Below are 21,350 nucleotides of genomic sequence, written 5' to 3' on the forward strand. Positions count from 1 at the left end.
GCCGTCATGCCGTCGTCGTCCGCCCGCTCCTCGCGGGTCCCCCTGCCCCGTGAGATCAAGGTCCTCGTCGCCGCCGCGTTCATCATCGCGATCGGCTTCGGCATCATCGCCCCGCTGCTGCCGCAGTACGCGGCGACGTTCGACGCGTCCGCCGTCGGGGTGGCCGCCGTCGTGTCCGCGTTCGGGCTGACCCGCCTCCTGTTCGCCCCGGTCTCCGGCAAGCTGACGAACCGGCTCGGCGAGACGCCCGTGTACATGACGGGCGTGCTGATCGTGGCCGCGTCCATGTTCCTGATCGCCTTCGCGCAGACCTTCCCGCAGCTGATCCTCTTCCGCGCGATCGGCGGCATCGGCTCCACCCTGTTCACCGTGTCCGCGATGGCGTTCCTGGCCCGGAAGTCCCCGCCCACGATGCGCGGCAGGATCTCAGGCGCCTACGCGTCCGCCTTTCTGATCGGCAACATCGTGGGGCCGATCGTGGGCTCCGCCCTGGCCGTGTTCGGGTACCGGGCCCCGTTCCTCATCTACGGCAGCTCCCTGGTGGTGGCGGCGGCCCTCGTGTTCTTCCTGCTCAAGGACACCCGGCTCGCGGACCGCGCCGTCCGCGACGTCCGCCCCGCCATGCCGGTCCGGGAGGCCCTGGCCAACCCGTCCTACCGGGCCGCGCTGGTCTCCTTCTTCGCCAACGGCTGGGCGACGTTCGGTGTGCGCAACTCGGTGATGCCCCTGTTCGCGGCGAGCGCGTTCGCCGGCACGGGGCTGCTGGGCTGGCAGGTGGACGGCGCGCTCATGGCGGGCCTGGCCCTGTCCGTGTTCGCGCTCGGCAACGTCACCGCCGTGACGTTCAGCTCGCGGCTGTCCGACGTGCACGGGCGCCGGCCGTTGATCCTGACGGGCCTGCTCGTCATGGCCGTCACCACCGGGGTGATCGGCTGGATGAGCTCGCCCGCGCTCTTCCTGCTCGCGTGCCTGCTGGCCGGTGCCGGCACGGGCACCCTCAATGCCCCGCAGCAGGCGGCCATCGCCGACGTCGTGGGCCAGGGGCGGCGCTCCGGCGCTGTGATGTCCACCGCCCAGATGTCCGCCGACCTGGGCGCCATCTCCGGCCCGCTGCTGGCCGGCCTCGTGGTGGACACCGCCGGCTACGGGTGGGCGTTCGTGCTCACCGGCGGCGTCATCCTGCTCGGCGCCCTCGCGTGGTGGCGCGCCCCGGAGACCAACCTGCCGATCGTGCCCGGCGGTCCCCGCACCGGGTCCCTGCCGCTGGCCCGTCCCGAGGACGTCCAGCCGGCCCCGCGCGAGGACGGGTGAAGTCGGGGCACGCACGAGGCCGCCGTCCCCGCGGGGACGGCGGCCTCGTGCGTGGACGGGGGTGTCCCCGTCCGGGAGTGCGATGCTGCTCAGGCGCCGTCGAAGGCCGGCAGCCGCTCGCCCACGCCGAGCAGCTCGGCGATCGCCGAGACCGTGCGCTCGGCCGCGCGGCCGTCGCCATAAGGGTTCACCGCCTGGGACATCGCAGTGTACGCGGCCTCGTCCGTCAGCAGGCGGGTGACCTCGGTGACCACGACCTCCTCGTCCGTGCCGATCAGGCGCACGGTGCCGGCGGTCACGGCCTCGGGACGCTCGGTGTTCTCGCGCATCACGAGGACGGGCTTGCCCAGCGACGGAGCCTCCTCCTGGACGCCACCGGAATCCGTCAGCACGACGGTGGCCACGGACAGCAGGTGGGTGAACTCGCCGTAGGCCAGGGGCTCGGTCACGAGCACGTTCTCGCGGCCCTCGATCTCGGGAAGGATCGCTTCGCGAACCACCGGGTTGCGATGCGCCGGCAGCACGAAGGTGACCTCCGGGTGGTCCGCGGCCAGGCGGGCCAGGGCGCGCCCGACGCCGCGCATCGCGTCGCCCTGGTTCTCGCGCCGGTGGGTCGTCACCAGGACGACGCGACGGCCGGACGCCTCCAGCTCGGCCAGACGCTCGTCCTCGAACGGCACCTGGTGGCTGACGGCCTCCAGCAGCGCGTCGATCACGGTGTTGCCCGTGACGTAGATATCCTCCGCGGCCACGGCCTCACGCAGCAGGTTGTCCCGGCTCACGGTGGTCGGGGGCAGGTGCAGCGCCGAAATCTGGCTGGTGATCTTGCGGTTGGCCTCCTCCGGGAACGGGGAGAGGATGTCGAAGCTGCGCAGGCCCGCCTCGGCGTGGACCACGGGGATGCCGCGGTTGAAGGCGGCGACGGCGCCCGCCGTCGAGGTCGTGGTGTCGCCCTGGACCACGACGGCGTCCGGCCGCTCCTGCTCCAGGACGGCGTCGAGCCCGTCCAGGGTGCGGGCAAACACGCCGTTGAGGGTCTGCCGGGGCTGGATGATGTTGAGGTCGTGGTCCGGGACGATACCGAACAGCTCGTTGACCTGGTCCAGCATCTCGCGGTGTTGCCCCGTGACGGTCACCACGCACTCGAACCGCTCGTCGGCCTGCAGCGCCTTGACGATGGGGGCCACCTTGATCGCCTCCGGGCGGGTTCCGTAGATGGGCATGATTTTCTTCACGGTGTTCCTCGCTGCATCGACGACGGCTCAAAGGGGAGGAGATCAAGTCCAAGCGGCGGGACCTCCAGACGGCTTCACCATAGTCGAAGCCAACAATCCGACCCCCTCAGCAGCCGCGTTCCCGCGCCGCCGTCTCCTACACTAAGGAGGCGGTCGACGCGCCTCCCGCGCGCGGCATCGCCGTCGTGGGGCACCGTCAAGAGAAGTCCCGCATCGACGGCCGGTCCCCCACTCGGGTGGCCCACGCTCAGAAAGGCAGGCGCGAACCGATGACCACACGGCGACCAAGACGACCCTCCGAACCCGTCGCCAGCGCGTTCCGCGCCGCGGCCGTCCAGGCTTATGGTGACGCTTCGCACCTCTCACCTGTCACAGGTCGCCCTGCCCCTCGCCGCTATCTGGTGGAGCTCTGGCAACGCCGACACTTCATCTGGTGGCAGTCCCGAGGACGGCTCGTCACAGGAAACGACGACAGTCGTCTCGGGTCGGTATGGCTCATCCTTCGCCCAATGCTCGACGCGATCTTCTACTGGCTGATCTTCGGTTTGCTTTTGCGTTTCGACCACGGAATGGACAATTTCGTCGCCTTCGTCATCGTGGGTGTGTTCATGTTCCAGATGACCAGCGCCGCATTGACATCTGGCACGCGGACCATCGCGTCGAACCTGTCCTTGACCCGCGCCTTCCGGTTCCCACGCATGGCGCTGCCCTTGGCCGATCTCGTGTACGACGTGCTCCAGCGACTACCGGCGATCGCAGTGATGTTCATCCTCGTCATAGCGATCCCCCCGCATGAGACACCTGAGTGGTCCTGGCTGGTCTTCCCGGGTGTCCTGGGGCTGCACGTGATCCTAAACTTCGGCATCATGCTCCTGCTGGCGCGGCTCAGCACCCTCCTTCCGGATGTGAGCCGCATGGTGCCGTTCGTGTCCCGTCTCCTGATGTACGGCTCCGGAGTCATCTTCCCGATAACGCGTTTCACGGACAACCACCCCGCCCTCCATGCGATCATCCAACTCAACCCGTTGTATGTACTGATCACGATGTACCGTCAGGTCATCATCGAGGGGGTGACGCCGCCGGCGTCGAGCTGGGCGATGCTCGCCGCGTATGCAGTGTGCCTGACGATTGTCGGCGGCATTGTCTTCTGGCTCGGAGAGGAGTCGTACGGCCGTGACCAGTACCGCTAACCAGGACCATGCGCAGCCGCCGGAAGCGTTCGAGGGGGGGCACCTAGCTTCGTCTGGCGGCCTCAACCTGCTCGCTACGGACATCATCCTCGATTACCCCGTGAGGATCGCTCGGGACGAGAAATCTCGCGGGCTCTTTTCTCGGGGCGGTGAACTGGACGTCGTCCATGCTGTGAGGGGGGTGTCCTTGGCCGCACGGAAGGGCGAATTCATCGGACTCGTCGGACGCAATGGGTCCGGCAAGAGTGCCCTGCTCCGCGTCCTGGCAGGCGTTGAGGCGCCAACATCTGGGGAGGTCTTTGCCGCTTCTGCGCCCCAATTGATGGGTGTGGGGGCAGCGCTCATGCCCAACCTCACCGGTCTAGACAACATTCGTATCGGTCTACTCGCGATGGGCTTGACCCCAGCCGAGGTCCACGACCGAATCCCACAAGTCGCTGAGTTGGCCGACATCGGAAAATCCATTCGCATGCCCATGCGTACATACTCCTCCGGCATGCGGGCCCGCCTGCGCTTCGCGATCTCAGTAGCGTCGCAACCCGACATCATCATGATTGACGAAGCACTTGCGACCGGCGACGACGCTTTCCGGGAGCGGTCCAATCAAGCAATGCGAGACCTGATCGCCCGGTCTGGCACAGGCTTCCTCGTCAACCATTCCGCCGGAGTGATCCGAGAGATGTGCACCCGCGTCGTCTGGATGGATGAGGGCGCAATCATCGAAGACGGAGACACCCTCGATGTCATGCAGCATTACAGCTATTTCATGAGCGCCCTACGCAAGCACGGGGAAGAGAAAGCGCTCGAAGTCCGGGCACGGTACGAGACGACCGAGGCAGAACGCATCGTTGCTCTCAAGGGCACCACGGGTCATTAAAAGAAGGGGACCGTCTCACACGAGAGACGGTCCCCTTCTTTCTCCGGCGCTACGTCACCGCCGACCCTCTACCACGGCCAGGATCTGGGCACCGATCTCCTCGGGCGAGAAACGCTCCCGCATGAATGCTTGGGCCCGCTCAGACTCCTCGAGGAAGAGGGCCGGGTCTGAAGAGTACCTGCGGATCCGGTCGGCCGCGTCGCGGACGCCCTCGACGACCCATCGATCGTCGTAAACGGCCTCAGCCCCCGCCCACGGGAAGATCACCGGCACACAGCCCGCTGCACCACCTTCCGCGATCGCCTGATGCGTTCCTTCGTGGTCGCTCGTGGACAAGATGATGCCTGGCTTGGCGCGGTACCACTCCGCGATGTCATAGGAGTGTCCGCCGAACCGGACGGCTTCGCGGAGCACCGCAGACGATTCAATCCGCAAATACTGCGCCTCAAAATAACTCCGCTCAGCAGCTCGCTTCATGAGCCACGCGTACTCGTGGTACTCCTTACCCATGACGTCGAGACGGTAAGTCGGGTCGTGCGACGCCAGCAGTTCGGTCACGTCGAGCGCGAGGTCCAGACGCTTCGAATGTGGCACGGAGCCAACAAGACCGAGGGCATGCGGATCCGGTGCGTTCCGAGGCGCCGCAAATCGCTCGAAGTCGAAGGTGTTGCCGATGACCACGGACCGATCCACCGGCACTCCGAAGAGCAACTGCGCCCGCCGCATGCCGACGGGTGACACGAACACGAAGGTGTCCACGGCGGACAGGTCGGCGTCCTTGAGGTAGCGAGTGCGAAGTTCCTGGGCGTGGAGGCGCACCACAAGCCGCTGGTCGTCCTGCTTGTGGTGGCTGTACCACTTCACGTTCCCGAGCGCCCACTCACAGAAGATGACATCCGCTTCGGCGAGGAGTCGGAGGCTGCGTTCCTCGTCGTGGATATCGTGCCCGTCCCACTGGTCGACGATGACACGGTGACCCGCGGCTTCGAGCTGCGCCATGATCTGCGGCAGGAACTTCAGGTCATGGCCAGCGACGAGGACGTTGAGAGGCACCGTCTGAGTCTCCCCTACGGGTGGCCCCGCCTCTCCAGACGCAACGGGCGGAAGGGGGTCTGCCTCCTCGTGGACGACCGCGGTGTCGATCGGGACAGCCGTCGAGTCCGTGTAGGTCACCTTGCCGACGTGTTCGACGACGTGCTGCCAGGCAAAGACCTCGTCATCGGCTAGGGCAGGTCGCTCCCCGAGAACTGAGCCGGCGTAGACGTCGGCGTCCACCAGTACAGTGCCCTCATCGATGTCCGCCGTCAGGGCAGCGATTCGCACGTGTGCGTCGCCCGGCGACCATTCGACGGTGCGAGTGCCCACGGCCTTCCAAGGTCCGAAATGCAGAGCGAGCGAGAAGTCCTCCACGAGGTGCTCGTCCAGAACAGGGGCGCCCTCACGGTGGATGACGACGTTCCGGATGCCGGCCTCTTGCAGCTTTGCCACCCTCTCCGGAAGAGCGGCGAGGACGACGGGACTGGCGGCATCAACGCCCTCGGTTGTGTCGGTCACCAGGTACAAGGCAGGACGCATGGTCTGGGCCTCGAACAACGGTACGTCTGCGGCGGCGCACTCGACTGCGATCGGCGCGGCCTGCGGACTGCGGACTCGGAACCCAGCGACGCGCATCATGTACACCAAACGGTGAGCACACGTATGCGTCTCGTAGACGTGGCGGAACGCCTCCCAAAGGCCGGCGTGCCGACGCTGCTCAGACGACTTCCAGCCCTCCAGATAGGCCGCAGCCTCATCGGGGGTGGTCACGGTCGGGACGGTGCCCGCCAACGTCTCGTCTACGCCACGGCCCGCAGAGCTGAGTACCGTCGACCCAGACGCGGTGATCTCCACGACCCGGCGAGAGAACATGCTCGGCGAGTCCACCACCGAATTGCCGTTCAGGTGGATCGGGTGGGCCTTATAGGCCTGGCACATCTCGGGATAGCTCAGGCTTCCTCGGGCGTACCGGCGGAAACGGTCCGGCAGGCGGTACGGCGAGTTGGGATCGTTGTGCACCCGCTCGTAGATCGCCAAGCCGTGTGGGGCAGACTCATAGAACAGGAAATCCAGCCCCTGTTTACGGGTCGCATACTTGTCCCCGTAGTAGGTCCCGCCATACGCGATAGCTTCGTCTTGTGCCCGGGTGCTGGGTAGCGGGTTGTGCAACAGAGGCTGCGCCGCGAACGGGGCCGAGGCGACGGTCGTGATCTGGTTGTCCGGAAGCGCGTTGTAATCAACAATGGTGCGCGCGTCCGTCGTGAACACGTAGTCGCACAGGGCTGCGGTGCGCTTGAACCGGTTGAAATGGACCGGATCCTCCTTGTTCCAGAACATCACGGGGATTCCGTGAAGCCTGCAATGCGCGATCAGCTCGACCACCGGCGCGTGAGTCTCGTCATCGTAATACCCAATGATCCCGGTCCAGGCGCTGTCGTTGCCTCGCCAAGCGGACTCAATGAACAGCGCATCCACGCGGTGGTCTTCGAAGGTCTCGCGCCAGTCCTCAGGCCGCACACGCAAGGCGGTCAACTCGGGGACGAAGGTGTCCGTCGTGAATTCGTCGCCGATGAAGGCGACTGTGTAATCGGTGAGCGGGCGTTCTGCGTCGTCCAGTGAGGCCCGGAACTCCTCGGCCAAGGCCATTAGTGAAGCGGCGATGCGCTCGCCCGTGACTGGCCAGCGCCGATTCTCCTTGACCCAGCGTCGAGCACGAACCCCCATGGCGCGAGCAGCATCTGGGGCGGCGAGAGTTTCGCGCAGACGCTCGACGAGGCTCGCCAGGTCGTCCTTCTGGAAACTGACCGCAGTGTCTCCATCAGGCCCGCAGAACACCTTGTGCGGCGAGACATCGGAGAGGACCACCGCCCCGCCGACCGCCATCGCCTCCAGCGGCTTCAATGGCGAAACGAGCTCGGTCACCGGCAAGGACTTCCGGGCCAGGGGGAACACATCGATGCTCGAGAGGTACGCTGGCATGTCTGCGTTCGGAACGTTCGTGACGAACCGCGTCTCAGGATCAAGACCGCGTGTGGCGATCCTCGCCTTCAACGTATCGAGATATGCGCCCCCGCCGATGATGAGGAAGTTGAACCGGACTCCCTCTGCCTTGAGTGTCGCGAGCGCGTCGGTGACGAGATCGAGGCCTTCGTAATCGATGACGCTGCCCGCGAAACCCACGACCGGAGCCTCCGTATCGGTGAATCCCAGGCCGCGCAAGAGCGCGTGATCCTTGCCAAGAGGGGCGAACACCTCTGGGTCAACGCAGTTGGGCGCGACGGTGACCTTGTCCGCATCGATGCCGCGGGCAGCAAGGTCTTCACGCATCTCATCCGTGATGACGACCACTCGGTCGGCTTCGCGGGCGACGAGGTCTTCATAGCGGCGGTCAAGCCGATACTGGTCCGACTGCTCCCAGCCCGGCCGGACGGATGCCGCAGACACTTCCCAGAATCCGCGCATCTCATACACGAACGGCACCCCGAGCCGACGGGCTGCGATCAGGGCGGGCAGAGCGGACAGATAGTTCGAGGCGGCCAGGATGAACTCGGGCTTCTCGATCATGGCTTCGCGGACGTACGCATCGGCAGCCACCTGGAAGAAGACGTCGAGATCGCCCTCCCATGCAGGGAGACCAGGGTTGTGCACGTGGCGTACGCCGTCGATCTCCGACACATCACGACGCTGCTTGACAGGCACTCGCCGCCCGGGGACGACCGACTTCTTGTCCCAAGGCTTGCCTGGCAGGGGCGCTACGACCACGTCCAGCCCTTGGGCCACGAGCCCTGCGGCGACGCCCTTGGTCCGGGACGTGTAGCCATTGGTCACAGACACGGGTGACATGCCCACGGCGTAGAGCACCCGGCCTCGCACGGGGAGGTAATTGCAGGTGCGGTGACGTGCGGGAAGCGGGTAGTCCGCTTCAAGAAGGCGGTTGAGAGAGTCGACGCGACGAACGAAGTTCTCTTCAGAGTCGGTCAGGCCCGACTTTCCACGAAGCTGATCCAGCACCTCCCGCGCGCCACTGAGGTCCCCGCGTTCCTGGATGAGTTTGCGCGCCAGCGGCAGGCCCGCGGCGACGGTCCTCCGGCGGGCGAAAGCGGCCTGGAGCGAGTCGAGCGACTCTTGCGTCGATATTCGACGCCCCGTGGCGGGCCGCGTACCCCCGCGGCCCGCCACAGCGGAAGACCCCATGCGTGCAGCACGGGCGGTGCCGGTGATCTTTGCGTTGAGACGGCGGTGATACATGATCATTACGAACACCGCAGCGCACAACATCCAGAACAGCGCGACGATGAGGATCGCGTGGTCCACCAGGAAGGCGAGTACCGAACCCACGACAGCGAGCAGAATAAAAAGCCCCATGACGAGTTGCTGGCGTCGTGAGAAGCGAAGAAAGAGTTGGATCATGGGTGCGATTCCTCGGGTGCTGTAATCGGCGGGGCAGGTCTGGCGTCTCTGCGACGAGCAGTCAGGTGACGAGCCGGGGCGGGAAGTCGATGACGGACGTGACAATGTCATCGCGCGTATAACGTGCTACCCATCCGAGTTCCTTCTCAATGAGCGAGACGTTGGCTGTCAAGGCCCCCGGGTCACCCGGGCGGCGGGGCTGGATGTCGTAATCAAGATCCACGCCGGGGCGGCGGCGGAAGGCATCTACGACTTCGAGAACGCTGCTTCCGCTTCCGGTGCCCACGTTGTAGATCCGGGTCGCTGGGTCGGTGCTGCCCTGGACCGCCGGCAGGGCCGCCAGGTGCGCCTCGGCCAGGTCGACGACGTGGACGTAATCGCGTACACATGTGCCGTCGACGGTGGGGTAATCGTCGCCGAAGACCGAGAGACGCTGGCCGCGAGTGATGACATCACGGATCGCCGGCATGAGGTTCGTCGTCGTGGTATCGGCCAGAATGGCGTCTTCCGCGCCGGCGACATTGAAGTAGCGCAATGCCACCGCCCGGAGACCCCAGGCGCGGGAAGCGTTCGCGAGAGCTAGCTCACTCACGAGCTTGGACTGGCCGTACGGATTGATCGGCACCGTCGGGGTGTCCTCGAACACGATCGACGAGTCCGGCTCACCATAGACCGCTGCCGACGAGGAGAAGATCATCGACGCGGCTCCCGCAGCTCTCATGGCAGCCAGCACGTTTACAGTTGCACCGACGTTCGACCGAAAATAATCCTCCGGCTGCACGACGGAGTCCGCGACGACCTTCTTCGCGGCGAAGTGAACGACGACGTCAATCGACTCTTCTTTAAGGAGAGTGGTCAGCGCAGCTACGGCCGCGTCGCTCGCGAGGTCGATCGTGTACACGGGGACATCGGCCGGAACGCGCTGTCTGAGGCCTGTCGAGAAGTCGTCAACGACGACGATGTCGGCCCGGCCCTGTTGCCGTGCTACGGAGACGAAGTGAGACCCGATGTATCCGGCGCCGCCGGTCACGAGCAGGCGCATGTTGTCCTCCTTGGTCGTGGTACTGCCCGTCTGGGACATACGGGGCGGGGCAGCCGTCACCGACCGCCCCGCCACAGGTGCCGAGTTCGTGTCAGCGCCACTGGCCGCGCGTGTCGATGACCTTCTTGCCCTCGGTGGTGGCACCGAGGCTGGCGAACGCATCGTGGTCCACCAGTAGCAGGACGACGTCCGCCTCCCGAATGCCGTCCTCGGCCGGGACCAACTCCACGTTGTCACGGCCGGCCAGCGCAGCGGGCAGCTCCTCCACGTGCGGCTCCACGACGAGGATGCGCGAACCGGTGAACTGCTGCGCCACCTCGATCGCGATGTTCAGGGCAGGCGATTCACGCAGATCGTCGATGTTCGGCTTGAATGCCAGACCGAGGACGGCCACCACGGGGGCACGGCCGGTGGCCTGCTGCACGTCGAACGCGGCGGCCTTGGCCTGGTCCACGACCCACTTCGGCTTGCCGTCGTTGATCTCGCGGGCCGCACGGATGATGCGGGCCGTCTGCGGTGCGGCGTCGACGATGAACCACGGGTCCACAGCGATGCAGTGGCCGCCCACGCCGGGGCCCGGCTGGAGGATGTTGACACGGGGGTGGTGGTTGGCAAGCTCGATGAGCTCCCACACGTCGATCCCCAGGTCGGAGCAGATCAGGGACAGCTCGTTCGCGAAGGCGATGTTCACATCACGGAACGAATTCTCGACCAGCTTGGCCATCTCCGCGGTGACGCAGTCCGTCACGAGGATCTCCCCCTGACAGAACGCCTCATACAGCTGCTTGGCGCGCTGCGCGGCCTCCGGCGTGGACCCGCCCACGATGCGGTCGTTCGTGACGAGCTCGATCATGACCCGGCCGGGCAGCACCCGCTCCGGGCAGTGGGCGAAGTCCAGGGTGACGCCGTCCAGGTCCGGCCGTGCCTCGCGGATGACGGCGGCCATGTGCTCGGTGGCGCCGGGGGGCGAGGTGGACTCCAGGATCACGAGCTCGCCGCCGCGCAGCTGCGGGGCGAGACCGCGGGCCGCAGCCTCGATGTAGCCGAGGTCCGGCGAATGGCCGTCCTTGAAGGGCGTCGGGACCGCGACGATGTACGCGTCGGCCTGCGGCGTGTTGAGGGACGCGGACAGTCGACCGGCCTTGACGTTGCGCTCCACGAAGTCCGCCAGGTCCGGCTCCACGAAGGGCACGGTGCCTGCGTTGACCGCGTCCACGGTGCGCTGGCTGACGTCCACGCCGTGCACACGCACGCCGTTCTCGGCCAGGATGGCAGCTGTCGGCAGCCCGATGTAGCCCAGGCCGATCACGGCCACGTCCTTGATCTGCGTCGTCATCTAGAGGTCCTCGTTCGTCTAAGCGGTGGCAAGGGCAGAATCCGGCGCGGGCCGGACTCCCCGTGATGCTCTGTCGAGTATAGGGATCAGTTCAGGCAGACGGCGCCGTCACGCCCAGGCGCCGGTAGAGGGCGTCATAGCGCCGGGCGTTCGCCGCCCAGGTCCGATGCCCGAGCACCCACTCCCGCGCCCTGGCTCCGAGGCCGCGGGCCGCGGCGGGGTCGTCGAGTAGCGCCGCCAGGGCGGCGGCCCACGCCTCCGGTTCCTCGGCCGGCAGCACCCGTCCGGTCACGCCGTCCTCGACGATCTCGCTCAGCGCGGGCAGGTCCGAGACGAGGACGGGCCGGGACGTGGCCATGGCCTCCAGCGGCTTCATGGGCGTCACCGCCCGGGTCACGCCCGTGTCCTTGCGAGGCACGCAGAAGACGTCGAGGGCCTGGTGCCACACGGGAGCCAGGGAACGGTCCACCCGTCCCGGCGCGAGCAGCCGATCCTCGATCCCCAGGTCGGCCGCAAGCCGGCGCAGGGCCGGCAGGGCAACGCCGTCCCCCACCACGGCCAGCCGCAGGCGCGGCCTCTCGTCGACGAGCGCGGCGACGGCACGCACAAGGTCGTCGAGTCCCTCGTACGGCACCACGGAGGAGACGGTGCCGACGATCTCGTCGTCCATGGACAGCCCGAGACGGCGGCGAGCATCCTCGCGTGGGGCGGGCTCCTCCAGGAAGGCGCCCCCCACCCCGTTAGGGCTGAGCACGATGGCGTCCCGGTCCATGCCGGCCGCGGCGATGCGGCGGGCCATCTGCTCACCGAGCGTCACGACGCCGTCGGCAGAACGCACGGCGTCCTCCTCGCGGGCCGTGAACAGGGCGTAGCGGTCGGAGCGCAGCGCCTCGGGTCCGCGCGTCGAGGCCCAGGTGTCCGCCAGCTGCCCGCGCACCTCGTACACCCACGGGACGCCCACGGCCTCCGCAACCGCGCGGGTCACCACGGCGTTGACCCAGTGGGTGGTGGTGTGCAGGACCGCCGGGCGGCGCTCGAGGACCAGATCGAGGAGCATCCGCGCGTGCTGAGCCAGCCGTCCGTCGAATCCCCGGGCCAGGCTCGAGGGCAGGAGGCGGTGGTACACGATGCCGTCCACCATGTCGCGTCGGGCGGCGGTGAGCACGCCGGTCTGGACCGGCCAACCGAGCCGGGTGACGGCCTCTACGTGCCAGCCCTCGTCCCGCAGCGCGCACGCGAGGCTGTGGCTGCGTTGCGCGTATCCGGAACCGGTGTGCGGCAGGGAGTTGGTCAGGACGAACAGTGCCGAGCCCGGGCGGGGCCGATATCCAACGGCCCGGTCCCGGTCTGCCCGCGGCAACGGCAGGGCGCCCCCGCGCAGAGCACGCACCTCGGAGGCGAGCCGGGCTCGCACGACACCGTCCCGGCCGGTGCCGCCGAGCAGGGAGATGGCCGCCTCGACGTCACCGCGGTGCCAGGCCACGCGGGCCCTTGCGGCGGCCAAGCCCGGCGTGTCGACGGGCACGGCGTCGAGGACGGCTTGGGCCCGGTCAGGCTCCTGCGCGGCCGTGAGCACGTCCGCCAGTCGCACCCGATCTGGCGCGCCGGCGGACGGCAGGACCGCCTCGACGTGCTCGAGGAGGTCCACGTGCCGGCCGGCGGCCGCGAGACCCACGGCGCCTAAGACCACGCCGGGGCGTGCGGGCAGGGACTCTGCCAGGCGCCCCAGGCCCACGCGTGCCGCGAGCGGCAGGCGACGGCTGATCTGCAGGCCCAGGACCGCCGGGTCGTCCCGCAGGTGGTCGACCACCGTCCGCAGGACGAGTGGCGCGTGGCCGAGTGCGCGGACGGAATCGAGGAGGATGGAGGTCATGCGTGTCTCCTGTAGTCGGGGACGAGCTGCCCCAGCAGCCGGACGTAACGCCGGGCGACGCTCGGCAGGTCCGCGTGCCGTCGGACCCACGGGCGGCCGCCCTCCCCCACGTCAGTGCGAGCCGGATCGTCGGCGAGCGCGGTCAGATGCGCGACGAGGTCAGCTACCCGTGGGCCGATGACGTCGGCTCCCCCGGCGTCCTCGAGGGTGCGGGCCGCCTCGCCGGTGACCATCCCGGTGACGTGCCGGCCGACGGCGAGCACCTCGTAGGTCTTCGACGGCACCGTGTGGCGGAAGCTGGGCCAGTCGGGCCGCAGCGCCACGACGAGTGTGTCCGCCCAGGCGTACTGGGCCGCCGCATCCTCGCCGTAGCAGGCAGGAAGGATCTCGGCCGGGGAGCCGAGCTCCGCGTTACGCGCCTCGAGCTCGCCGCGCCGAGTGCCGGCGCCGACGAGCCGGACCCGCACCCCTGGCCGGCTCTGGCGGAGTTCGGCCGCCGCCTCCACGAGCCGTTCGAGCCCCTGGCTCTCACCCATGTTGCCGAGGTAGAGGACGTGCAGGTCCCCGGGCTCGCGCCTCCGAGCAGGTGCCCACGCCAGGCCTGCGAGTTCGACGCCGTTGCACAAGGTCTCGGCACGCTCGACCCCCCGCCCGCGCAGCGTCTCCGCGAAGCCGTCCGTGACGGTCACCACGAGTCGGGCCGCGCGCTGACCGCCGGTCACGACACGCTCCATCGCGGCGCCCAGCAGGCCCTGGTGCACCCCGGCCTCGTGGGCGAGATCCGGCCAGGCGTCGCGCATCTCCAGCACGAGGGGGCGGCGCCAGAGGCGGGAGAGCACGACGCCGGGCACCACCACGGGCAGGGCGGGCACGGTGGCCACCACCACGTCCGGGCGTCGGGTGGCCATCCCACGGGGGATGGCGAGCAGGGCGTGCACCACCGCCTCGGCGAAGCGACCGTTGCGACCGGCCTCCCCCAGGGGCAGGCGAGGCGTGGGCAGGACGTGTTCGCCGTCGGGCCCGGCGAAGGGGCGCACACCCCCGGGCGCGACGACGTCGACGTCCCAGCCCGCCGACCGCAGCGCCGCCACGACCGCACCCCAGCGACGCGCGGGCGGGGTGCGCTCGGGCCGGTAGGAGTGGGAGACCAGCAGGAGGCGGGGGCGGCGCGGCTCAGTCGTCACAGGGGTCCTCCCCGAGGGCGGGTGCGGGCGTGGTGCCGGTCAGCAGGGTCAGCACGGGGGCGGGCCCGCCGGCGGCCTGGGCCTTCTTCTCCTTCTGGGGCTCGTGCTCGTCGACATAGCGCTGGACGTCGTCGTCCGCGAGGGCGGAGCGCAGGTCCGCCAGCTTGTCCTCGTCGAGCTCGACGATGGCGTCGCCGTTCGGCCCCTCCGCGAAGCCCTTGCGAGGCACCGTGAACATCTCGACGTCCTCGCCGCGGACGTCGCGCAGCTGCCACGCGAGCGAGGCGATCACGCCCGACGTGAGCCCCTCGTCCACACCGAGGTGGTCGGAGAACGTGGCGACGACCTCGGTGGTGCGGGCGGGATTGCCCAGGATCTGCGGGCTGAGGAAGCGGTCCATCGCCCCGGCCAGGTAACGCTGCTGGTTCTTCACGCGGGTGACGTCACCGTCGTCGAAGGCGTGCCGTTCGCGCACGTAGCGCAGGGCGGCGGTGTCCTGCAGCAGGATGTGTCCGCGCGGGTAGTACGAGGGGTTGGCCTGACCGGAGGAGAAGGCCTGCGGGTTGCAGACCTCGACGCCGCCCAGCGCATTCGTCACGCCCCGGAAGCCCTGGAAGTCGACCTCGAGGACGTGGTGGATCGGCACTCCCAGCAGCAGCTCCACCGTGTCCACGGCGAGCGCGTAGCCGCCCGTGTCGAAGGCCGAGTTGATCTTCGCCTCACCGTGGCCGGGCACGGTGACCCACGAATCCCGCAGCACGGACATGACGTAGACCTGGCGTCGGTCCGCGGGGATGTGCACGAGCATCATGGTGTCCGAGCGCTGGCCCATGTCCTGCTCGCCCTCGCCCTCGCGGGAGTCGGAGCCCAGGACGAGCACGTTCAGCGGGCCGTTGCCGGCCGCCTGCTCGAGCGCCCCCACGTCCACCGTCTGCCGGTGGTCGTCGAAGGTGCGCCCGAGCGAGCCCGCGTACCAGGCGCCCAGACCGAGCAGCGCCGCGAGCAGGACGGCGAGCACGCCGACGACCCACGGCCAGCGCCGGCGGCGCCGCGCGACCGACGAGGCGTCGTCGCGCGGGGACTCGGGACGCGGCAGGGGCTCGGGCGTCCAGGACGCGGCCGGGGGATGGCTCACTCGTGTCTCCTGCTCGAGGTCGGGGGTCAGCCCAGTCTACGGACGCCCCGTCAGGCGTCGGCCACCGCGGCCCGGCGACGGCGCGGCCTGGGCTGGCAGCGCGGGCACAGGTGGCTCGCACGGTTCATGAACGGCTCGCGCACGATGCGGGAGTCGACCCCCTCGGCGGCGCAGCGGCGACACGGCTGCCCGGTGCGCCCGTAGGCCGCCAGGGAGCGGGCGAAGTAGCCCGATCGCCCGTCCACGTTGACGTAGAGCGCGTCGAAGCTCGTGCCCCCCACCTCCAGGGCCCGGCGCATCACGTCCTGGACGGCCGCCAGGAGGCGCAGCGTGTCAGCCCGGCGCATGCGCTCGGTCGGCCGCTCGGGGTGCAGGCGGGCGCCCCACAGGGCCTCGTCCGCGTAGATGTTGCCGATCCCGGAGACCAGCGACTGGTCCAGCAGCGCGCGCTTGAGGGTGGAGCGGCGCCGTGCCAGGCGCGCGTGCACGGCCACGGGGTCGAACAGCGGGTGCAGCGGGTCCAGGGCGATGTGGGCGGCCGTGGTGGGGATCCGCTCGCCGCCGGCGGCGTCGTCGGGCCGCAGCGCGTCGAGCCACCAGCCGCCGAAGATCCGCTGGTCCACGAACCGCAGCTCGCGGGCGGACCCGTCCGCGGCGGTGACGGGCAGGCGCAGGCGCAGGTGTCGCTGGTCGGCGGCCCCCGGTCCGTCCACGAGGATCTGCCCGCTCATCCCCAGGTGCACGACGACGGCGTCGTCGCCCTCGGCCAGGGGCAGCCAGAGGAACTTGCCGCGGCGAGCCGGCTCGGCCAGTCGGGCGCCTCGCAGCCGCTCCCGGAGGGCGTCCGCACCACCGGGGCTGCGACGCAGCGAGCGGGGGTCGAGGACCTCGAGCTCCGCGGCGACGGCGTCCGTGGCCCACCGGGCCAGGCCGCGCCGGACGACCTCGGCCTCGGGCAGCTCCGGCACGGGCTCAGCGCCCCGCGGCCGGCAGGCCCGCTTCGAGGGCGGGCCAGGAGGCGGCCGCGGCGTCCCGCTCGGCCTGCTTCTTGGAGCTGGCGACGGCGGAGCCGTACTCGCGCTCGCCGACGACGAGGGTGGCCCGGTAGCGGGGGTCGTGCGCGGGGCCCTGACCCTCGATCGCGTAGCGGACGGCGCCGAGACCGTGGCGGCTGGCGGCCTCGGCCACGACCGTCTTCCAGTCGGTGCTCTCGCGCAGCAGGTCCGGCTCGTCCAGCAGCGGCACCACGTGGCGGTGCACGAGTGCGGCCGCGGCCACGGCCCCGTGGTCCACGTAGACGGCGCCGATGAGCGCCTCGAGGGTGTCGGCGAGGATCGAGTCCTTGTCCGCCCCGCCGGTGCGGCGCTCCCCCGTGCCCAGGCGCACGAACGGGCCGATGCCGATCCGGCGCGCCACCTTCGCCAGGGCACGCGTGGACACGACGGCGGCCCGGCGGCGGGCGAGGTCGCCCTCGGCCAGGTCCGGGTACACCGTGAAGATGTGGTCGGTGACCACGTAGCCCAGCACCGAGTCCCCGAGGAACTCGAGGCGCTCGTTGGTGGGCAGCCCGCCCTGCTCGTAGGCGAACGAGCGGTGCGTCAGAGCGCGTTCGAGCGTCCCGGCGGTGATGTGCACGCCGAGACGCTCGAACAGCTCTTCTGGCTCGGGCGCGGGCTCAGGCCCGCGACGAGCCGACGGGGACGCCATCTCAGGCGTCGGCGACCTTGCGGCCCTTGTACTCGAAGAACAGGGGGGTGCCGGCGGCGTCGGTCTTCAGCTCGGCCTGGTGGGGCAGGCGGTAGGAGACGCGACCGTTCTCGACGGACTTCACCAGGGCGGGCGCGGTGGCCTTCCACTGCGACCGGCGGGCACGGGTGTTGGCACGGGACATCTTCCGCTTCGGGACTGCCACGACTATCTCTCTTCTGTCTCGGTGATGGAGGTCTCTGAGGTGCCCGCGAGGTGGGCCAGGGCGGCCCAGCGCGGGTCCACGCGCTCGTGGGCGTGCCCCTCGGGCGCGTCCTCGAGGCGGATGCCGCAGTCGGCGCACAGGCCCTCGCAGTCCGGCCGGCACAGCGGCTGGAACGGGAGGGCGATGACCACGGCGTCCCGGAACACGGGTTCCAGGTCCACGGTCTCGCGCACCACGAGCGGCTGCTCGCCGGCGTCGTCCTCGGACGTGCCGGTGAGGTACAGCTCCTGCAGGTCCACGGTGATCCCCTCGTGCAGCGGGCGCAGGCAACGGCCGCACTCGCCCTTCAGGGTCGCGTCCGCGGTGCCGGTGACGAGGACGCCCTCGTGCACCGACTCCAGACGCAGGTCCAGTTCGACGGGGTCCCCCTCGGGGATCCCCAACAGCGGCGTGGAGACGCCCGCAGGGGCGGGCCACTCGGCCGTCAGCTCGCGCTGGACTCCGGCCCCGCGCGTCAGATCGCGCACGGGGATCACCCACGGCGAGTCGGCGCCGTGGTGCTGGATGCTGTCCATGGTCGCTCCTCTCGGCGGGTGGGACGGCGGGGGTACACGGCCCGTCCGCACGCCCTCTGCGGGGGTGCGATGCGGCCTGGACACGGGTCCAGCCACGACGGACCGACAGCCCATCCTACCGGGTGGGTCCGCCTCGGCCAAAGCCGGCCGCGGCCCGCGCGTCGCCGGCCCGGCTCAGAGCCCGGCGGTGAACTCCCGGAGCCAGGCCCGCAGGTCGGCCCCGAGGTCCTCATGCCGCGTCCCGAACTCGATGACCGCCTGCAGGTAGCCGAGCTTGTCCCCCGTGTCGTAGCGGCGGCCGTCGAAGACGACGGCGTGCACGCCGCGGCCTTCGCCGTCCTCCGTGGCCAGCCTCTGCAGCGCGTCGGTGAGCTGGATCTCCCCGCCGCGGCCGGGCGGGGTCTCGTCCAGCACGTCGAACACCTGCGGGACCAGCACGTAGCGGCCGATGATCGCGAGGGTGGAGGGGGCGTCCTCGCGGGCCGGCTTCTCCACGAGGTCGGTGACGCGGACGACGTCGTCGCCCTCCCCCGGCACGGCCTCCACCGCGGCCACACCGTAGGCCGAGACGGCCTCCTCCGGGACCTCCATGAGGGCGATCACGGAGCCGCCGAGGCGCTGCTGCACGTCGATCATGCGCTCGAGCAGCGCCTCGCCGTCGCCGATGATGTCATCGCCCAGCAGGACCGCGAACGGCTCCTCGCCGACGTGGCGGCGTGCGCAGTTCACCGCGTGGCCGAGCCCGAGGGCCTCGCCCTGACGGACGTAGTGGATGTCCCCCACCAGGTCCGACTCGTGGATCTGCGCGAGCCGCGTGGTGTCGCCCTTGTGCTCCAACGCGGCCTCCAGCGCGGGATGGCGGTCGAAGTGGTCCTCGAGGGCCCGCTTGTTCCGGCCCGTGATCATCAGCACGTCGGCGAGGCCCGCACGCCGGGCCTCCGTCACCACATACTCGATGGCCGGCCGGTCCACCACCGGCAGCATCTCCTTCGGCATGGCCTTGGTGGCCGGCAGGAAGCGGGTGCCCAGGCCGGCGGCCGGGATGACGGCCTTGCGGGTGCGGGGGCGGGAGGGGGGCGGGACGGTCATCGGCGGTTCTCCTGCGGTGGATGCGGTGGGACGAGCGGAAGGGTGGCCCGCGGGTGGGCCGGGCGGGGTCAGGCCCCGCCGTCGAGGCCGCGCAGGACCGCGGCCGGGACGAACTCGGCGACGTCGCCGCCGAGTCCGTGGACCTCCTTGATGAGCGAGGAGGACACGTGGGTGTACCGGGTGTCGGCCGGGAGGTAGACCGTCTCGACCCCGGTGAGGTGGCGGTTCATCGCGGCCATCGGGGCCTCGAACTCGAGGTCGGCGCCGCCGCGCAGCCCCTTGACGATCGCGTCCGCGCCGATCTGCCGGCAGAACTCGGCCAGCAGGCCCGGGCCCATGGGCCGGACCACGACACCGGCGAGGGAGGACACCGTCGCCTCGATCATGGCGATGCGCTCGTCCACGCTGAAGCGGTACGTCTTGGCCGGGTTGGAGGACACGGCGACCACCACCTCCTCGAAGAGGTTCGCGGCTCGCGCGATCACCTCGACGTGCCCCTTGTGGAGGGGATCGAACGAACCAGGGCAGACGGCACGACGCATGGGTGCCAGCCTAGCGGGGGCCGCGCCGGGCGGCGACGGACGCCCGTCCGGTCCGGCCCCGGCGCGTCGCGGTCCTGCCGGGCGCGGCGTGCGCCGCCGTGTGCGGTCCGCGGCGATGGGTACAGTGCGGCCATGGACGGAACCCAGCCCACCCCCGGGGCAGCACCGCACGACGTCGACGTGGACGCGCCGTGGCGTCGCACGGCGGCGGCCGCGGGCCTGCTCGGTGACGCCGGCCCCGTGCCCACCGTGTTCGAGACGATGACGGGCCTCGCCGTCGAGCACGGGGCCGTGAACCTCGGCCAGGGCTTCCCCGACGCCGACGGCCCCGACGCGCTGCTGCGGCTGGCGGCCGACGCCGTGCTGGCGGGCCCCAACCAGTACGCCCCCGGCACGGGCGACCCCGCGCTGCGGCGGGCCGTTGCAGAGCACCGCCGGCGCCACTGGGGCGTGACGGAGGACCCCGCCACGCAGGTCATGATCACCACGGGTGCCACCGAGGGCATCGCCGCGACGGTCCTGGCGTTCGTGCGCCCGGGCGACGAGGTCGTCACGGTCGAGCCGTTCTACGACTCGCACGCCGCCACGATCGCCCTGGCCGGCGCCCGGCACGTGAGCGTGCCGGTGGAGGCGCCGGACTTCCTTCCGGACCCGGCGCGGGTGGCCGCGGCGATGACCGACCGCACGCGCCTGCTCATCGTGAACACGCCGCACAACCCCACGGGTGCGGTCTATCCGCGGGAGCTGCTCGAGGAGCTCGTGGCCCTGTGCCGGTCCCGGGGCGTGCTGATCCTCTCGGACGAGGTCTACGACCACCTCGTCTACGAGGGCGAGCACGTCAGCCTGCGCTCGGTCGCGGGCGCCGAGGACATCGCCCTGACGGTCTCCAGCGCGGGCAAGGCGTTCGCCGTCACCGGGTGGAAGGTCGGCTGGCTGACCGGCCCGGCCGAGCTCGTCGGGGCCGCGCGCGCCGTCAAGCAGTTCCTCACCTACTCCTCCGGCCCCGCCTTCCAGCGCGCGCTGGGTGCCTATCTGCCCACCGACGACGCCGAACGGCACCTCGCCGGCCAGCGCGAGCGGTACCGCGACGCCCGGGATCGGCTCGTGGCGGGCCTGCGGGAGGCGGGCCTGGACCCGGTCGTCCCGGCGGCGGGCTACTTCGTCGTCGTGGACCTGGCCCCGTGGGGTGCGACGGACGCGGCCGAGGCCGCGGTGCGGTGGACGCGTGAGGCCGGCGTCACGGGCATCCCCGTGGGCGCGCTCTGCCGCCCGGACGGAGGCCACCTGCGGTCGTGGCTGCGGCTGGCGTTCTGCAAGTCCCCGGATGCGATCGACGAGGCGATGCGCCGCCTGGCCGAGGCGGCCCCGCGGCTGCGCGCGGCCTGACCCCCGACGCTATCGTTGACGAAACGGCGGCCCCCGGAGCACTTTCGTTCGGGAAACGGCGGCCCCCGGAGCATTTTCGTTCGGGAAACGGCGGCCGCCGTGCTCGCGGTTCCGTGCTGAGCCCAGTCCGTTCCGCCCTCCCGTCTCCCCGGTGAGAACGGGCCGAGACGCCGCCGTTTCCCGAACGAAAGCAGGCCGACACGCCGCCGTTTCCCGA

The 21,350-nt window shown here is 70.0% G+C and carries 17 protein-coding genes; 4 read left to right on the forward strand and 13 right to left on the reverse strand.

Going from position 1 to position 21,350, the window contains the following annotated elements:
* The first annotated feature begins 6 nt into the window (after positions 1 to 6).
* Positions 7 to 1,311 (forward strand): MFS transporter, encoded by a 1,305-nt coding sequence (locus tag SJ20_RS04995; protein WP_044659145.1) that lies wholly within the window; start codon positions 7 to 9, stop codon positions 1,309 to 1,311.
* Positions 1,312 to 1,400: 89 nt separating this feature from the next.
* Here SJ20_RS04995 and wecB read toward each other — a convergent pair whose 3' ends face one another.
* Positions 1,401 to 2,546, reverse strand: a complete 1,146-nt coding sequence (gene wecB / locus SJ20_RS05000) for a non-hydrolyzing UDP-N-acetylglucosamine 2-epimerase (RefSeq protein WP_044659146.1) — start codon at positions 2,544 to 2,546, stop codon at positions 1,401 to 1,403.
* 269 nt (positions 2,547 to 2,815) lie between these two features.
* Here wecB and SJ20_RS05005 point away from each other — a divergent pair, with 269 nt between their 5' ends.
* Together SJ20_RS05005 and SJ20_RS05010 are read left to right on the forward strand one after the other, a co-directional pair.
* Positions 2,816 to 3,736, forward strand: a complete 921-nt coding sequence (locus SJ20_RS05005) for an ABC transporter permease (RefSeq protein ID WP_044659147.1) — start codon at positions 2,816 to 2,818, stop codon at positions 3,734 to 3,736.
* On the forward strand, positions 3,720 to 4,613 hold the full coding sequence (locus SJ20_RS05010; protein ID WP_052520025.1) for an ABC transporter ATP-binding protein: 894 nt from the start codon (positions 3,720 to 3,722) through the stop codon (positions 4,611 to 4,613). Before SJ20_RS05005 ends, SJ20_RS05010 begins: the two co-directional genes overlap by 17 nt.
* A 54-nt stretch (positions 4,614 to 4,667) precedes the next feature.
* On the opposite strand, the gene SJ20_RS11580 is transcribed toward SJ20_RS05010, so the two are convergent.
* From SJ20_RS11580 to coaD, 12 genes are all read right to left on the reverse strand, one after another.
* Positions 4,668 to 9,059, reverse strand: a complete 4,392-nt coding sequence (locus tag SJ20_RS11580) for a glycosyltransferase (protein WP_052520026.1) — start codon at positions 9,057 to 9,059, stop codon at positions 4,668 to 4,670.
* A gap of 61 nt (positions 9,060 to 9,120) precedes the next feature.
* Positions 9,121 to 10,101 carry a UDP-glucose 4-epimerase GalE gene (gene galE / locus SJ20_RS05020; RefSeq protein ID WP_041103153.1) on the reverse strand — a complete coding sequence of 327 codons (981 nt, stop codon included), beginning with the start codon at positions 10,099 to 10,101 and terminating at the stop codon, positions 9,121 to 9,123.
* A gap of 91 nt (positions 10,102 to 10,192) precedes the next feature.
* Positions 10,193 to 11,437, reverse strand: a complete 1,245-nt coding sequence (wecC, locus tag SJ20_RS05025) for a UDP-N-acetyl-D-mannosamine dehydrogenase (protein ID WP_044659148.1) — start codon at positions 11,435 to 11,437, stop codon at positions 10,193 to 10,195.
* A 91-nt stretch (positions 11,438 to 11,528) separates the two neighbouring features.
* A complete protein-coding gene (locus SJ20_RS05030) occupies positions 11,529 to 13,310 on the reverse strand; it encodes a glycosyltransferase (protein WP_044659149.1) in 1,782 nt (593 codons plus the stop codon).
* On the reverse strand, positions 13,307 to 14,494 hold the full coding sequence (locus SJ20_RS05035) for a glycosyltransferase family 4 protein (protein ID WP_041103158.1): 1,188 nt from the start codon (positions 14,492 to 14,494) through the stop codon (positions 13,307 to 13,309). The genes SJ20_RS05030 and SJ20_RS05035 overlap by 4 nt, the downstream gene beginning before the upstream one ends.
* A complete protein-coding gene (locus SJ20_RS05040) occupies positions 14,484 to 15,629 on the reverse strand; it encodes an LCP family protein (RefSeq protein ID WP_044659150.1) in 1,146 nt (381 codons plus the stop codon). The genes SJ20_RS05035 and SJ20_RS05040 overlap by 11 nt, the downstream gene beginning before the upstream one ends.
* A 50-nt stretch (positions 15,630 to 15,679) precedes the next feature.
* A complete protein-coding gene (gene mutM / locus SJ20_RS05045; RefSeq protein WP_044659151.1) occupies positions 15,680 to 16,597 on the reverse strand; it encodes a bifunctional DNA-formamidopyrimidine glycosylase/DNA-(apurinic or apyrimidinic site) lyase in 918 nt (305 codons plus the stop codon).
* A 4-nt stretch (positions 16,598 to 16,601) separates the two neighbouring features.
* A complete protein-coding gene (rnc, locus tag SJ20_RS05050; RefSeq protein WP_020621711.1) occupies positions 16,602 to 17,264 on the reverse strand; it encodes a ribonuclease III in 663 nt (220 codons plus the stop codon).
* 73 nt (positions 17,265 to 17,337) lie between these two features.
* A complete protein-coding gene (gene rpmF, locus SJ20_RS05055) occupies positions 17,338 to 17,541 on the reverse strand; it encodes a 50S ribosomal protein L32 (RefSeq protein WP_002856390.1) in 204 nt (67 codons plus the stop codon).
* A 2-nt stretch (positions 17,542 to 17,543) separates the two neighbouring features.
* Positions 17,544 to 18,116, reverse strand: coding sequence for a DUF177 domain-containing protein (locus tag SJ20_RS05060; RefSeq protein ID WP_002856392.1), 573 nt, complete (start codon positions 18,114 to 18,116; stop codon positions 17,544 to 17,546).
* 174 nt (positions 18,117 to 18,290) lie between these two features.
* On the reverse strand, positions 18,291 to 19,205 hold the full coding sequence (gene galU, locus SJ20_RS05065; protein ID WP_044659153.1) for a UTP--glucose-1-phosphate uridylyltransferase GalU: 915 nt from the start codon (positions 19,203 to 19,205) through the stop codon (positions 18,291 to 18,293).
* Between the two features lie 68 nt (positions 19,206 to 19,273).
* Positions 19,274 to 19,747 (reverse strand): pantetheine-phosphate adenylyltransferase, encoded by a 474-nt coding sequence (gene coaD / locus SJ20_RS05070; protein ID WP_044659154.1) that lies wholly within the window; start codon positions 19,745 to 19,747, stop codon positions 19,274 to 19,276.
* 132 nt (positions 19,748 to 19,879) lie between these two features.
* On the opposite strand from coaD, the gene SJ20_RS05075 reads away from it, so the two are divergent.
* On the forward strand, positions 19,880 to 21,133 hold the full coding sequence (locus SJ20_RS05075) for an aminotransferase class I/II-fold pyridoxal phosphate-dependent enzyme (RefSeq protein ID WP_044659155.1): 1,254 nt from the start codon (positions 19,880 to 19,882) through the stop codon (positions 21,131 to 21,133).
* Positions 21,134 to 21,350 lie beyond the last annotated feature (217 nt).

Origin of the sequence: Micrococcus sp. MS-ASIII-49 (assembly GCF_000946635.1) — a bacterium.
Lineage (GTDB): Bacteria > Actinomycetota > Actinomycetes > Actinomycetales > Micrococcaceae > Micrococcus > Micrococcus luteus.